This window comes from Bacillus sp. AFS088145, assembly GCF_002564465.1.
Lineage (GTDB): Bacteria > Bacillota > Bacilli > Bacillales > Bacillaceae_G > Gottfriedia.
Genome location: NZ_NUUX01000027.1, coordinates 25949 through 41012 on the forward strand (window position 1 = coordinate 25949; position 15064 = coordinate 41012).

At 31.6% G+C, this 15064-nt stretch carries 15 protein-coding genes and 1 pseudogene; 15 read left to right on the forward strand and 1 reads right to left on the reverse strand.

The window, feature by feature from the left end; translation table 11 throughout:
* Positions 1–27 precede the first annotated feature (27 nt).
* The 15 genes from COI44_RS17165 to recQ all read left to right on the forward strand — a co-directional run bounded on the left by COI44_RS17165 (position 28) and on the right by recQ (position 13378).
* A complete protein-coding gene (locus tag COI44_RS17165) occupies positions 28–1056 on the forward strand; it encodes a Gfo/Idh/MocA family protein (protein WP_098429015.1) in 1029 nt (342 codons plus the stop codon).
* Between the two features lie 1211 nt (positions 1057–2267).
* A complete protein-coding gene (locus COI44_RS17170; protein WP_098429016.1) occupies positions 2268–3101 on the forward strand; it encodes a protein-glutamine gamma-glutamyltransferase in 834 nt (277 codons plus the stop codon).
* A gap of 282 nt (positions 3102–3383) precedes the next feature.
* The gene (locus tag COI44_RS24675; protein WP_286163967.1) at positions 3384–3707 is read left to right on the forward strand and encodes a GNAT family N-acetyltransferase; all 324 of its coding nucleotides are present in this window, start codon (positions 3384–3386) and stop codon (positions 3705–3707) included.
* A 59-nt stretch (positions 3708–3766) separates the two neighbouring features.
* Positions 3767–3934, forward strand: coding sequence for a hypothetical protein (locus COI44_RS24680; RefSeq protein WP_286163969.1), 168 nt, complete (start codon positions 3767–3769; stop codon positions 3932–3934).
* Positions 3935–4014: 80 nt separating this feature from the next.
* Positions 4015–4233, forward strand: coding sequence for a hypothetical protein (locus COI44_RS23915; RefSeq protein ID WP_142329275.1), 219 nt, complete (start codon positions 4015–4017; stop codon positions 4231–4233).
* A gap of 185 nt (positions 4234–4418) precedes the next feature.
* A complete protein-coding gene (locus COI44_RS17180) occupies positions 4419–4616 on the forward strand; it encodes a hypothetical protein (RefSeq protein WP_098429017.1) in 198 nt (65 codons plus the stop codon).
* A gap of 594 nt (positions 4617–5210) precedes the next feature.
* A complete protein-coding gene (locus tag COI44_RS17185) occupies positions 5211–6167 on the forward strand; it encodes a LacI family DNA-binding transcriptional regulator (RefSeq protein ID WP_098429018.1) in 957 nt (318 codons plus the stop codon).
* 282 nt (positions 6168–6449) lie between these two features.
* Positions 6450–7067, forward strand: a complete 618-nt coding sequence (locus COI44_RS17190) for a pyroglutamyl-peptidase I (protein WP_353616019.1) — start codon at positions 6450–6452, stop codon at positions 7065–7067.
* Positions 7060–7803, forward strand: a complete 744-nt coding sequence (gene pxpB / locus COI44_RS17195; protein ID WP_098429020.1) for a 5-oxoprolinase subunit PxpB — start codon at positions 7060–7062, stop codon at positions 7801–7803. The genes COI44_RS17190 and pxpB overlap by 8 nt, the downstream gene beginning before the upstream one ends.
* Positions 7793–8548 (forward strand): 5-oxoprolinase subunit PxpA, encoded by a 756-nt coding sequence (locus tag COI44_RS17200; RefSeq protein ID WP_179887167.1) that lies wholly within the window; start codon positions 7793–7795, stop codon positions 8546–8548. The genes pxpB and COI44_RS17200 overlap by 11 nt, the downstream gene beginning before the upstream one ends.
* Before the next feature lie 4 nt (positions 8549–8552).
* The gene (locus COI44_RS17205; RefSeq protein ID WP_098429022.1) at positions 8553–9497 is read left to right on the forward strand and encodes a 5-oxoprolinase subunit C family protein; all 945 of its coding nucleotides are present in this window, start codon (positions 8553–8555) and stop codon (positions 9495–9497) included.
* A gap of 2 nt (positions 9498–9499) precedes the next feature.
* On the forward strand, positions 9500–10003 hold the full coding sequence (locus COI44_RS17210; protein WP_098429023.1) for an ankyrin repeat domain-containing protein: 504 nt from the start codon (positions 9500–9502) through the stop codon (positions 10001–10003).
* Between the two features lie 82 nt (positions 10004–10085).
* A complete protein-coding gene (locus COI44_RS17215) occupies positions 10086–10802 on the forward strand; it encodes a pseudouridine synthase (protein ID WP_098429024.1) in 717 nt (238 codons plus the stop codon).
* The gene (locus tag COI44_RS17220) at positions 10786–11226 is read left to right on the forward strand and encodes a YaiI/YqxD family protein (RefSeq protein ID WP_098429025.1); all 441 of its coding nucleotides are present in this window, start codon (positions 10786–10788) and stop codon (positions 11224–11226) included. The genes COI44_RS17215 and COI44_RS17220 overlap by 17 nt, the downstream gene beginning before the upstream one ends.
* A 40-nt stretch (positions 11227–11266) precedes the next feature.
* Entirely contained in the window at positions 11267–13378 is a 2112-nt protein-coding gene (gene recQ / locus COI44_RS17225; RefSeq protein WP_098429026.1) for a DNA helicase RecQ, read from the forward strand.
* Positions 13379–13430: 52 nt separating this feature from the next.
* On the opposite strand, the pseudogene COI44_RS17230 reads toward recQ, so the two are convergent.
* Positions 13431–15033: pseudogene (locus COI44_RS17230) on the reverse strand (glycoside hydrolase family 10-like protein).
* Positions 15034–15064: the final 31 nt, after the last annotated feature.

A 15064-nucleotide genomic window follows, 5' to 3' on the forward strand; every position in this document is an offset into this window, starting at 1 on the left:
ACCAATCCAAAAAAAGTTGGTGTGAAAATGGAAAAATTAAGAGTTGCGATAATTGGTTGTGGAAATATTTTTTTAATGCATGCACAACCAGCTTTTATAAGAAAAAATGTAGAATTGATAGCGGTTTGTGATATTAAAGAAGAGCGAGCAAAAGAGAAAGCTGGACAATTCAAATGTGCTTATTATACAAACTATCTGGAGCTTTTTGAGAAAGAAAATTTAGATGTTATTCATATTTGCTTACCACATTATTTACATGCGCCGGTTGCAATTGAAGCCGCAAAACGAAAAATCCATGTTCTTACTGAAAAGCCAATGTCTATTCATTATTCTGATGCACAAGAAATGGTAGAAACAGCAAAAAATAATGGAGTAACATTAGGTGTCATTTTTCAAAATAGGTATAATCCAGGTTCAGTTCTAATTAAAGAAATGCTACAAAATGGTACTTTAGGCAAAATAAAATCTGGAAAACTATCAGTAACATGGGACCGTTCTGACGAGTACTATTTAACTAGTGATTGGAAAGGGACTTGGGAAAAAGAAGGTGGAGGGGTGGTCATTGACCAAGCTATTCATACGATGGATTTAATGCGATGGTTCGTTGATGATGAGATTGAATATGTCGACGCGACAATTAGTAATAGAGCACATGAAATGATTGAAGTTGAGGATTGTGCAGAAGGAGTTATCAAGTATAGAAACGGAGTAGTTACGGCATTTCATACGATAAACTATTATTCATATGATGCACCAGTTACGATTGAACTGCATTGTGAAAATGGAATTGCTAAAATGGTTGCTGATCGTGGAGTAGTCTCTTTAAAAGATGGAAGAGAGTTCGTTGCCGATAACAATCCTAATGAAACCTTTGATTACGGCAATGGTGCAAAAGGATATTGGGGCGTTAGTCATGTAAAACAGATTAATAATTTTTATGAATCATTGGATTATCATTCCCAGTTACATATTACTGGTGAAGAAGCGATGAAAACGCAAAAAATGATTTGTGCAATCTATGAATCAGGTAAGAAAAAAGAGAGAATTTATTTATAAATTATTTTAATCCCTCAAAATATAATCGTTTGACGAGAAAAAGCAAATGATGTGGACTGTTTTTGTGGACTGTTTTGTTCACGTTGTTTGCTTTTTTTATTTTTTAAAGGCATTACCGTTATATTAAAAGTTTTTAATTTTACTATTTTTTAATAGATAAACTTGGTTGACCCTACTAATGAAAACGCATATAATTTTAAATATAATCAGGTGAAACGTTTCGATAGTTGTTTTTATTGTATTTAATAGACTAATTCGATGTACAATCTCCTCTTCTATTTCCCAATCAACTTAAATGAATTCGCTTTAAGCGAGTATCTTTTAGCAACAAAGGATTTTAGTATATTAACTGAAGAAATTTCATTTACCGAACGTAGTACATTTAGATTAAACTACAAAAAAGTACAAAAATAGGATAGAAATAGCAGATACCATATCTGCTTTTCTATCCTTCATTTAAACCACCACAATTAGGCATAAAATAACTAATATGATAGGGTTACTTACGAGATAATTCTATCTGATTCTTAATACTCTCAGTTAATAGGAACTCGGTGTTCTGCCAGTCAGGATAGAGTTGCATCATTTTCTGTTTTGCCTTATCCTCTGTCTCTGATATTTGGACTACGTTCAGTAAATCATCCATGTACTTCTTATCAATTTCAAAAATTGATATATCCCTATGAGAATAGTTGTTGTGGATATCATTATCCGAATATTATATTTCTACACGTATTCTTATGTATTGTTAATTGGTACTATTACAACAAAGCTGAAAAATACGTTATTTCACAAACTTACTTTTCTAGCAAACTAATATTAAATTAGCTATATAAATTAAGATAGATATATTATACCTTTAGCAATATTAAGGGTATATACGGTACTTTTTTGTGCTTATGGTACTTCAAAGTTCCTATTTATTTCTTGCTAAAATTTTACAATGAGAAATTTAGTTATGTTCACAAATCCATCCAAATTTGTATTCATTTATATCTTGCAAGTGTGCGTTTGAGATAGGAATACCAACTTTATTTAAATAGTGATTTAAAAGTCTAATCTTACTTTACATCTTCAGTTCATATTTAAATTTATGTAAACCAAAAAAGAGCCACTAATAAAGGTCTTCGTCGAATATACACTTCAAAGCGGTGTTTGAATATGATGGGTATATATGGAAAATAATACTTTTTTTTGAAAAGAGGTATATTATGAATCATTTATCGAGGATGCCAGTTCAACAAAATGACACAGAGGCGTCTGACAGTGTTAAAAGAATACAAATTCAACAGATGAATGAAAATCCGACGGTTCATGAATATCGATCGATTGATGAGTTTGAAGGTATGTTGCGAAATAATATCACTTTAAGTGCTAGAGCTATGTTTCAAAATAGATTAAGCTTTGCAGTATTTGCAAGATCACGATGTAATCCAATGTACTGGCAATTAATGAGAACAGGAGGATTCCTATTAAGGCAAGGTGTAAGACCATCTGACGCGATTAATGATATTTACTTTAATAGTTCGTTATATGCGTTTGAATGTGCAACGGCAATGGTCATTATCTATTACCATGCGGTCCTAAATCTGATTGGTGAAAACCTATTTAATCAAATTTTTCAAAACATCTATTTATACGGCTGGCATACTGATCCTGACTTAGGAATAGGTGCCCAGTATTCTGACCGAATTTTACCTGGAGATATCGTATATTTTAATAATCCAGAATTTAATCCACTAACCCCTGAGTGGAGAGGAGAAAATGCAGTTGTTCTAGGTGATGGTACGTATTTTGGACATGGATTAGGGATAATGACAGCCGAACAAATGATTTTTTCACTAAATAAAATGAGATGGCCAGGTGCATATCGGTCTGCCTATCTTTCTAATTCTGTTACTAGACCGAATTTTAAACATTTGGCAGAATTATCAAGTTGGCAACGAGACTATTCAATTAATAAAAATAAGAATATAGTCTTACATCATAACCAAAGTTCGATTTCATTTGATATTTATCTGTATTTGTTAAATTACTTAATGTGATATTCAATAGTTATAGTTAATACTTAAACAAAACCAAAGTGAGGTCTTGGCTGATTTTTTTGCCTAAACCTCACTATTTTTATAATATTTCCATTAATATAAGTCCCAATATTCCTTTTACTACTTAATCTATTTAAAATAAAAATTAATCGGTTATATAATCGATTTCTTGTTTCAAAAAAGGAAAGTCAAATGATGAATAAATCTACTGTAAAAGAAATAATTTTTTAGTGTATCCAAAATTTCTTTATGAAATAAATTGCAGAAAATGAAGGTGATTGAATGATTATTTATAAAGGTACACCAATGATTGAAACTAAAAGACTTAATTTAAGAAAAATGGAAATGAATGATGCAAATAGAATGTTTGATTACATATTCTCAGATCATCGTGTAATGGATAATTTAATCAAAGGACCACATAAATCGACTTCCGAAACAATCAATCGATTGACTGAAATTACTAGCCAATATGAGAGCGATAAGTTTTGTTATTGGGGTATAGGAGTAAAAGAATGTGGTGAATTAATTGGAACGATTGACCTATATAATATCAATGAAGATACCGAAAACTGTGAGGTTGGATACGACATCGGATTTAGTTGAGGAATCAAGGCTATGGAACAGAAGCATTATATACAGTTGTTGAATTTGCATTCCGTTTTATGAATATTCATAAAATATCGGCAACACATACTATCGATAACCCTACATCTGGTAAAATTATGGTAAAAGTGGGGATGAAAGTGAAGGAATTATTCGCCATATGGTTCGAAAAAATAATCAATACAAGGATTGTGGAATCTATGGGATTCTCCAACAGGAGTATTTAGAAACGAATTTGCCTGATCAATCATCAATATTGAACAAAATAGATTAAAAATCTTTTCCTTATGAAAAATCAAACGGAAAATTGGAGACCGATTATCTTCATTGGGATCGAATATACAAATCTACAATTAACTTAATTGAAGAAATACCAATTAAAAATTGGAGTACTGATTCAGTTAATAAATTTTTATTTATTTTAGCAAGAGATTATGAGTGTGAGAACATTATAGACCAGTTAATTGATCATCCTATTCAACTGATTGAATTAGCTAAACACTCATTATTATTCAATGATTTTTAGGGCTAGATGGTAAATTGCATTTGGACTAGGAGAAACTACTGATAATGTAATAGAGGTTAAAATACCCTTGCAAAAATATATACTTGATGAAGTAGAATATGTCAGTAGAAAAGCTACATTTGGGCATGAAAATACTAGTTCAACTGGTGTATGCATTAATAAAAAATAAACTAGTTCAGAAATAGGTGTATTATGAAGAAATTTGGATTGAAGCCGAACAGTGGTCAAACGAATATGATATATATGATGAAAATACAGATGTTAAAGTAATATTTGAAAATGGAACAGAAGCGGTTGCAACTTTTATTACAAATAAAAATATTATGAGTTTAAGAGAAAAAAATCAAGCTACGGGCGAGTGTCTGAGTGGGAACTATTTTTGAGCAAGTGATATGTTATTGATAGAGGATATAAGTCGGGAAACTATAACAGATATTGTACTTCAACTTCTTAAAGATAATGAATTTTGGTCCGTATTTGAAAAATGTTAAATAGAATGAGCTTATTCAACTAATGGATACGAGAGTCGTTTGAAAGAAACACCTTATTTGAAAGTCTTTAAAAGTCATCTCATAGATATGGCTTTTTTTATTTCAATAAAACTAAGGTGCGACATTACAGATGATTGAAAACTATGAAACAGGATTAAATTGGGATTTATACATGAAAAACGAATACGTAAAGAATGGAGCTAAAATATTAGGTTGGAAACGCAATAACTTAATTACTTCCTAAATTTATCTGAGGTGTAAAAGTGGGCAATGGAAGTTCAAAATACTTCAGTGCTCACTTTTTATAAGTAAAAATATAACTTTTCTCATTTAGGTACAAAGGGTGAAAAAAATGTAGAGAAATTTTACTTAATTTTGATAAAATTAAAATATGCATTATATTTCATCTACATTTAATCTAAACATAATTAAAGTGAAAAATAGAAAAAATTGGCTTTTTGGTATACATAGAATGGAGGATATGGGATGGCGGGAATAAAAGATATTGCCAAAGAAGCTGGTGTTTCCATTTCAACGGTGTCATATGCATTGAATGGTAGCCCAAAAGTAACAGAAGAAACTAGAAGCAGAATCATAAAGATCGCAAATAGTTTAGGTTATGTTCCTAATGCAGCGGCAAGAATGTTAAAGGTTAAAGAAACAAAAATTATTGGGTTTTTTTTAGCTGATTATGGAGGTTATTTTTACGGACCACTTTTAAGAGGAATGAGAGAAGCTTTAAATGACAAAGGGTATGAATTAATTGCTTGTTCTGGTGTGCAATCACATCGACTTCTACTTGAAAAAGTAATTGACGGTGGAATCATTTTAGATCAGGCCTTTTCAGATGAAGAACTTTTAGATTATGCTGAAAAAAATTATAAAATGGTAGTGATGGATCGAGAATTACAGCACAACAATATTAAAGGAGTTCTATTAGAGAATAATGGCGGAGCTAAGTTAGCGATTAAAGAACTTCTTAAAAATGATGTCAAAAAAGTATATGCTGTAACAGGGCCAGAAGGATCATACGATTCAAGTAAACGTATGGAAGGTGTTCGAGAAGAATTAGCAAATTATCCTGAAATTGAGTTAATTGAAATCGATGGAAATTTCATGAAAGATTCAGGAGAGTTAGCAGCAAAACAAATCTTTTCAAATTATACTGAACCAAGTGCAATTTTCTGTTTAAATGATGAAATGGCAATTGGGATCTATAACTATCTACAAGATACAGATTATAAAGTAGGTAAAGATGTTTTTATTGTAGGATTTGATAATATTGAATTATCACAATATGTTTCACCAAGATTAAGTACAGTATCTTATTCTACATTTGATTGGGGTTCATTAGCAGCTAAAAATTTATTGAAACTCATATCTAACGAAGTTGTTGAGAATAATAAAATTGAAGTTTCATTAACTGTTGGTGGTTCTTCTTAAGTAGAAAATGATATCTAAAATTTAAGTTTTACTTAAAGTGACTTAAATTTCTCTTAAAAAGAGAGGTTTAAGTTTCTTTTTTTATGTTAAACCCCAAAAATTTCACATACCGTAATAAATGGGCAAAAATAAGATAAAAACAGTTTTTAATAGTCAATATTGAACAGAAAACTTAATTTAAAAAGAACATACTTTGGAATTCAACCTCTTTTACTAATATGACAGGAAATTAAGCGGACCATGTCGAAATATTGAACTATATAAATTCTACCAAAGGACTGAGTGCTTTTGAACACATTATTGTTAACAGGTTTTGAACCTTTTCTAAACTTTACAATTAATCCTACAGAAGAAATTGTGAAAGAGTTAAATAATCAAGAGATTGGAGGGTTTCAAATTATCGGGGCAGTTTTACCTGTTGATTTCAGTACAGCAGGTAAAGAGTTAATAAAATTGTTTTATACGTATAATCCATCCGCGGTTATATCATTAGGATTAGCAGGTGGTAGATTTAAAATAACACCAGAACGGATCGCCATTAATTGCAATGATGGTGCAGCGGATAATAAAGGGAATAAATATGCAGGGGTTTTAATTGATCCAGAAGGTCCGGATGGACTATTTACAACACTTCCAATTCAAAAGATTGTTAATGAATTAAACAATCACAAATTTCCAGCTGATATATCCAATTCTGCAGGTTCATATTTGTGTAATAACGTAATGTATCAAATGCTTAATGAATTAAAAAAAATTAACAAGCAAATACCGAGTGGCTTTATTCATATTCCAGCGTCACATGAAATGGCCGTAATTGATCAGAAGTTGCCAAGCTGGTCGCAAACGGATTTGACGAATGCTATAAAGCTTGCAATCGAAGTGATTAGTCTAAATGACTAGCACCAAATTAGATATTTTTCCATTAGGTTGCTCTGGCTTAGTATGTTATTTAGGTGATTCGATTTCAATTGAAACAAGTAATCTAGTACATGCTTTCTCAGAATATCTAAAAATTAAATTAATGACGAAAATAACAGCAGTCGTACCATCTTATCATTCCATTACGATTTTTTATGATTCAATTTACTTTTCATACGCGGAAATAAACCAAGAAATAAAGTGTCATTTTAAACGTTATAATCGTTCAAAAACTAACAGAGAGCATACAATTTATGAAATTCCCATTTGTTTTAGTTCCACTTTTGGGACAGAACTTCAAAATGTAGCGGAGTATAATAAGCTAAAAACTGAAGACGTAGTTCGACTTTATCTAGAAAAAATGTATCCCATTTACATGATTGGTTTTATACCTGGGTTTCCATATCTAGGCGGATTAAATCCTAAATTATCAACTCCAAGACTAATAAAGCCAAAAACAGTTTTAAAGGGGTCGGTTGGGATTGCTGGAAATCAAACAGGTATTTATCCATTTGAATCTCCAGGTGGGTGGAATATTATTGGACGTACTCCAATTTCAATATTTTCAACGAAAAATAATGGCACAGAAAACTTTAAACCTGGAGATTTAGTGAAATTTTTTGAGATTAATATCGAAGCATTTAATCAGATTGAACAGCTAGTGAAAGAGGACAACTATTCAATTAAAAAGGAAGTGCGTGTTATTGATTCACATTGATTTGAACTGTGACTTAGGTGAAAGTTTTGGGAATTACAAAATAAATGATGAGCAAATTATGCCACATATTACTTCAGCCAATATCGCTTGCGGATTTCATGCAGGAGATCCGTTTGTCATATATGAAACAGTAAAATTAGCAAAACAGTATAATTTATCAATTGGAGCGCATCCAAGTTTTCCGGATTTACTTGGTTTTGGTAGAAGAGAAATGAATTTCAATGAAGAAGAAATATATAAATTAGTTCTTTATCAGATTGGTGCACTTTATTCGGTATGTAAAGTAAACCGAGTTGAACTTCGTCATTTAAAACCCCATGGTGCACTTTATAATATGGCAGCTACAAATTTGAAACTCGCTTTAGCGATTACAAAAGCTATGAAAGACTTCGATTCTTCGTTAACCTTATATGGACTTGCAAATAGCAAATTAATAGAAGCAGCAATTGAAATGAATATTCCTATTTCTTCGGAAGTTTTTGCAGATCGAGTATATGGTGATGATGGTTTATTGGTACCTCGTATTCAATTAAACTCGGTTCATCATAATACGAAAGATGCCATTAATCAGGCTCTTCAAATTGTAACAACCAAAACCGTATCGACAATTTCAGGTAAAGATATTCCAATTCAAGCTGATACAATTTGTATACATAGTGATTCAGAAATTTCGATTAAATTAGCGAGCGAATTACGTAAGGTATTTAGTGAAAATAATATACTTGTTAAGTCTATAGGAGCGTAATACTTTGAAAGAGCTTTTTGAAGTATTACAAAAAGGTGCATCTATTTCCATTCAAGATAATGGTAGGACTGGATTTAGACATTTAGGTATACCTGTTTCTGGTGCTATGGACAAATTAGCTTATCAAATTGGAAATCTATTAATAGGAAATAAATTAAACGCAGCTAGTATTGAACTTGCGATTGGTGGTACAGTCCTAAAAGCAATAAATCAATTTTCAATCGTCATTACAGGTGGAAATTTGAATCCTACAATTAATGGTAAATTAGTTGGGATGAATAAAATAATCGACATAGCAAAAGGAGAGATTTTGACTTTTAAGGGGGGAAATACTGGTGTTTATTCATATATATCGGTACCCGGCGGAATTAAAAGTGAATCTCATTTCGAAAGTCAGTCATCGTATGAGCCTGCTTCTCTTGGATTAATTCCTAAAAAAGGTACCATAATTTATGGCTCAAGCTCTTCTTATAAACTAGTGAAAAATGGACTAAAACATGAGTATATTCCAATCTATCCTAAGCATAATTTGGTTCATTTTATAAAAAGTAGTCATTTTGAGAAAATACCTCACCAGATAAAATCACAAATTTTATCTGAACCTCTTACAATTGTTACGTTTAATCGAATGGGAATGTATTTAAGTTCAAAAAAATCTAATTTAGAACCGTTTGATTCAAATATTCTATCAGAAGGCACTACTTTTGGAACGATCCAAGTACTACCAACTGGCCAACCAATTATATTACTAGCAGACTCTCAAACTACAGGCGGATATGCAACATTAGGTACAATAATTTATTCAGACCTTTGGAAACTTGTACAAATGCAACAAGGAAATACAATTCAATTAATACCAGTAGATCTAGATGAGGCGAGAGTTTTAAATAAAAAGCTTCATTTATTTTTAAACTATTTACAAATTGAATGTAGAAATAAGGAGAGATAAATATGGAAAGTTTACTTGCAAAATTATTTGATGCGACGGAAAAAGGCAAAAATGAAATTGTAATGGAGTTAATAAATGAGCAGCCAAATTTGATTCACGAAGAAAATGAGCATGGGTTAACATTACTTGGAATCGCATCACATTACGGTCAATATGAAGTTGTAAAAACTTTAGTAAAAAATGGTGCTCAGATCAATGCACTTTCTCACTCAAAGCTTTCATTCATACCGCAAAACACTGCACTCCATGCAGCAATCGCAGGTGCTAAATCAATTGAAGTCATCGATTTTCTTTTAACTAACGGAGCAAATCCTAATATTAACGACAGTGAGGGTCACACTCCATTACATATCGCAGCATTTGAAGGAAATACGTTTATTGCTGAACTTTTGTTAAAAAACGGTGCTGAAATTAATACGAATAATTCTGGTAAAACTCCAATTGAAATTGCTGAAGAGCGTGGTAATACAGAGTTTATCAATTTTATAAAAGAAGTAACTTTATGATTATCTGTAGTGTTGTGATGACTGTTATGTCACAGCACTTTTTGTTATGATAAAAGAAAGACTAGTAAAAGAGGAATAAGTATTGAGAATTAATGTTTATATTAGCGCATCAGGATATTGTTCTAGAAGAGCAGCAGAACGATTGGTTGCTTCAGGACAGGTTAAAATTAGCGGACTAACTGCTGAAAAAAACAGCATAGTAGAAGAAGACGATCTTGTACAAGTAAATGATGAAGCTATTTACTTAACGAGTGAAAAAGACTATATCATTCTAAATAAACCAGTAGGAATTACTTGTACAGGATTACAAACTGTAGAAGGAAATATAATTGATTTTGTCAATTATCCAAAGAGGATTTTTCCAATTGGTAGATTAGATAAAGATTCTGAAGGATTAATCATCCTTACAAACGACGGACCTATTGCACATAAAATTTTACATAGTGAACATGGACATGAAAAAGAGTATATTGTAACAGTCGATCAGCCAATTGATGCTGATTTTATTAATGGCATGTCAAATGGGGTACTTATAGGAACAGTTTTAACTAAAAAATGTAAAGTTGAAAAAATAGATGAATATACATTTCGAATTATTTTAACGCAAGGCTTAAATCGTCAAATTCGGAAGATGGCAAAAAAATTTGGATTTAAAGTGATTAAATTAAAGAGAATTCGAATTATGAATATCCATATGGAAAATCTAGAAATAGGTAAATGGAGAAAATTAACAGATAACGAATTAATTAATTTAAAAGAACAATTGAAAGAGGAAGAATCAAATGAAAATTTTAATTGATGCAGATGGCTGTCCAGTAGTTTCAGAAACAATTAAAATTGCAGCAGAATTTAAGATAAATGTTCTTTTATTATGTGATACTGCTCATATAATGCAAAGAGAGGGCGCTGAAACAATCGTTGTTTCACAAGGTGCGGATGCAGTTGATTTTGCTTTAGTCAATCGAGTTGTAAACGGAGATCTCGTCATTACTCAAGATTATGGTCTTGCTGCAATGGTTTTATCAAAGCAAGCTTATGTATTAAATCAAAACGGTTTTCAATATACAAATGAAAATATTGATTCACTTTTACATACTAGATATGTTTCAAAGAAAATTCGAAATGCAGGTGGACGAGTAAAGGGACCAAAAAAACGTCAGAAGCTTGATAATACAAATTTCGAAATCGGCTTAAGAAAATTACTTTCTTCAATTTCTTTATAGTAAAATAGAATTGTACAAATAAAATAAAAAGGAGGCAAGCATGTTAACACTTGCAAGAGAAAACTTAAAAAAGTATTTTGGATATGAAAATTTTAGAGCTGGACAAGAACAAATTATTGAACGAGTTTTATCAGGAAAGCACACAGCTGGTATCATGCCTACAGGTGGTGGAAAGTCGATCTGTTATCAAATTCCAGCGACAATTCTCCAAGGTGTTACCCTCGTCATTTCTCCATTAATCTCTTTAATGAAAGACCAGGTAGATGCATTGCATCAAGTAGGTATTCCTTCCACATTTATTAATAGTTCACTTTCTTATAATGAAGTAAATGAAAGAATGATGGATTTAAGTTATGGTGAATACAAAATTCTATATGTTGCACCTGAACGATTAGAATCAGAAAGCTTTATTAATGAATTAAAAAGATTGCCGATCTTACTTGTAGCAGTAGATGAAGCACACTGTATATCGTCATGGGGACATGATTTTAGACCAAGTTACTTACGTATTAAAAACTTAATACAAGAACTGCCTACTAACCCAACAATATTGGCACTTACTGCGACGGCAACTCCTCAAGTTAAATCTGATATATGTAATCAATTAGGAATAATCGAGGAAACGACAATCATTACAGGCTTTGAAAGAGAGAATTTGTCATTTAAAGTCATTAGAGGTCAAAATCGATTAGATTATATTTGTAATTACATAAAACAAAATAAAAATGAATCAGGGATTATTTACGCCGCAACTAGAAAAGAAGTAGATAATGTTACGAATAAATTAAAAAATCTTGGTATCTCTGTCGGTAAATATCATGCAGGCTTAAGCGATGCAGAACGTTCAAAACAACAGGATGCATTTTTACAAGATAATATTAATGTTATGGTCGCTACGAATGCATTTGGAATGGGAATTGACAAAAGCAATGTTAGATACGTAATCCATTACCAAATGCCTAAAAATATGGAAAGCTATTATCAAGAGGCTGGAAGAGCAGGACGAGATGGATTAGAAAGTGAATGTATTTTACTTTTTACTGCACAAGATGTTCAAATACAAAGATTTTTAATTGAACAATCTACTTTTGAACATAATCGTCTAAAACAAGAAATTTCAAAACTACAATCAATGAAGGATTATAGTTATTGCGAAACATGTTTACAGGCATTCATTTTAAAATACTTTGGGGATGAAACTGACCACTCCTGTGGTAAATGTAGTAATTGTATTGATCAAAGAACTTCAATAGACATTACAACTGATGCTCAAATCGTTTTATCATGCATTATTCGAATGGGCGAAAGATTTGGTAAAACGATGGTTGCGTCAGTTCTAACAGGATCAATGAATAAAAAATTAATAGAATTAAATTTTCATACTTTAACGACATACGGTTTATTCAAAACCCGTACATTAAAAAGTGTCGGCGATTTAATTGATTATTTAACATCGGAACAATTTATTGGCGTTACTAGCGGTAAATTCCCATTGTTAACTGTAACAAATAGAGGAAGAGAAGTACTTTTAAATAAAATAAACGTAATGAAAAAAGAAGAAATCCAAGTTACTGAAATTACACACGTTGATAATAATTTATTCGATCAACTACGAAGTTTACGTAAAGAAATTGCTACTGAACTTGGAGTACCACCTTTTGTCGTATTTTCAGATAGTACTTTACGAGATTTATGTAAATTACTCCCTACAACTGATGAAGAATTCTTACATGCAAAAGGTGTCGGATTGCAAAAACAACAAAAATTTGGTAAGCAATTTATAGAAGTAATCAAGAAGTATAAAGAAGAAAACAATATTGAATTAGAGACAACAAAACCAAAAGCGACAACTGTTAATAAAGTACCTTCACACAAAATATCATACGAATCTTATCAAAACGGACTTACTATTTCTGAAATTGCAAAAGAGAGAGGATTAAATACAACTACTGTTGAAAATCATATTCTGCAAAGTGCAATGGAAGATGATCAGTTTGATTGGGATGAAGTAGTACCTTTTGATATTGAAAAACAAATTAAAGAAGTAATTAATACAGTTGGAAGCGAAAAACTTCGCCCTATAAAAGATGAGTTACCTTCTGAAATTAGTTATTTCATGATTAAGGCAGTAATTATGAAATCTGCAACATAGCACTAAAAATATAAAGAGCTTCCCATTCAATATAGGAAGCTCTTTATTTTATCTATTTCTTACTAGCCTTAACCTTTATTTGATTACTTTCTTTACTTTCATTATGAAGTCGATCGACAGCAGTTATTTCATACGTGTAGTCTTTATCGATATTTGCTGTTGTATCTATAAATGTTGTTTTACCATTTTCTGATTTACGAACTGTAGTTAAAATGTTCCTTGGATCATCAATGCTATCTTTATGTAATCCATCAAAACGGTAGACAACATAATATGAAACATCTTGATCATTAGGGTGAGTATTCATTGTTAGTTGGATTCCATCTTTTGTACGAAGAGCGTTTTCGAATTTTGGTTTCTTTGGAGCTTTGTCATCTAACCATGGCATTGAAGGAATTAATGCCTTTGTTCTATATAATTCCTGGCTTAAACGATCCTTAATACCAAGTGGATTTCGATTTAAGTCCGAAATTGAAAAATGCATACTACCTTTGATTTCAGGAATTGTACGATTTAAGGCAATTTGTTTTGGTAATTCATTAGGTAAAGCCCAAGCTGCATTGTTATCGTTAATTTTGTAATCAGCTTGTCCAATATATAAATCAATATTCTTACCTTTTACTTCCTTCGTCCACCAATTTGCAAGTATATCATACGCAGCAGGTTCAAATCCTATATTCCAATAGATTTGCGGAGTAATATAATCTAGATATTCTTTATTAATCCATTCTCTTGTGTCAGCAAATAAATCATCATAATTTGTTTGACCAGCAGTAGTATTTGAACCAGTAGGGTCTTTTACGATATTTCGCCAAACTCCAAAAGGACTAATTCCAAATTTAACATAAGATTTTTTCTTTTTTAATTGAATTATGAAGAATTTTTACGAACTGATTTACATTGTCTCGTCGCCAATCTTCAATATTAGCAAACTTTTGTTTACCATATTTTTCGTACGAGGATTGATCTGGAAATTCTTGACCTGCAATACGATATGGATAAAAATAATCATCCAAATGTACTGCATCGATATCATATTTTTTTACAACCTCCATAATCCCATCAATAATAAATTGACGTGCATCAGGATTACCTGGGTCAAAATATAATTGCTTGCCATAAGGGATTACCCATCCAGGATGTTTTCTTGCAGGATGGTTTTCTGCTAAAGTATTTAAATCCTCTAAAGTAGCATCACCTGGTGCTGTTCGTGGCATTGTAATACGATACGGATTAAACCAAGCATGAAATTCAATATTACGTTTATGTGCTTCTTCAACCATAAATGCAAGTGGGTCATAGCCTGGATCCTTACCTTGTGTACCAGTTAAGTATTTAGACCACGGACCATAATCAGACGGATAAAAAGCATCAGCGGTTGGCTTAATTTGGACAACAACTGAGTTCATTCCCATCTTTTCCACATCATCTAATAGTTTAATAAACTCCGATTTTTGTTGCATTTCAGACAAGCCAGTAGCTGATGGCCAATCTATGTTTACTACTGAAGCAATCCAAGCTGCTCGTAGCTCATGCTTAGGCGGGACTGAATACTGTGAAGTAGTTTCAGCATGAACATTTTGAATTTGTTGAAATAATAGAGATGCACCTACTGTAGCAGCAATCGCATATTTTCCAAGTTTTCTTTTCTTCATAAGTGTTCCACCTTACCTTCTATTAAATTAA

Coding starts and splice junctions, on each gene's coding strand:
- COI44_RS24680 (WP_286163969.1), top strand. CDS start 3,767: ATGAATATTCATAAAATATCGGCAACACATACTATCGATAACCCTACA.
- COI44_RS24675 (WP_286163967.1), top strand. CDS start 3,384: ATGATTATTTATAAAGGTACACCAATGATTGAAACTAAAAGACTTAAT.
- COI44_RS17220 (WP_098429025.1), top strand. CDS start 10,786: ATGAAAATTTTAATTGATGCAGATGGCTGTCCAGTAGTTTCAGAAACA.
- recQ (WP_098429026.1), top strand. CDS start 11,267: ATGTTAACACTTGCAAGAGAAAACTTAAAAAAGTATTTTGGATATGAA.
- COI44_RS17210 (WP_098429023.1), top strand. CDS start 9,500: ATGGAAAGTTTACTTGCAAAATTATTTGATGCGACGGAAAAAGGCAAA.
- COI44_RS17165 (WP_098429015.1), top strand. CDS start 28: ATGGAAAAATTAAGAGTTGCGATAATTGGTTGTGGAAATATTTTTTTA.
- COI44_RS17170 (WP_098429016.1), top strand. CDS start 2,268: ATGAATCATTTATCGAGGATGCCAGTTCAACAAAATGACACAGAGGCG.
- pxpB (WP_098429020.1), top strand. CDS start 7,060: ATGACTAGCACCAAATTAGATATTTTTCCATTAGGTTGCTCTGGCTTA.
- COI44_RS17185 (WP_098429018.1), top strand. CDS start 5,211: ATGGCGGGAATAAAAGATATTGCCAAAGAAGCTGGTGTTTCCATTTCA.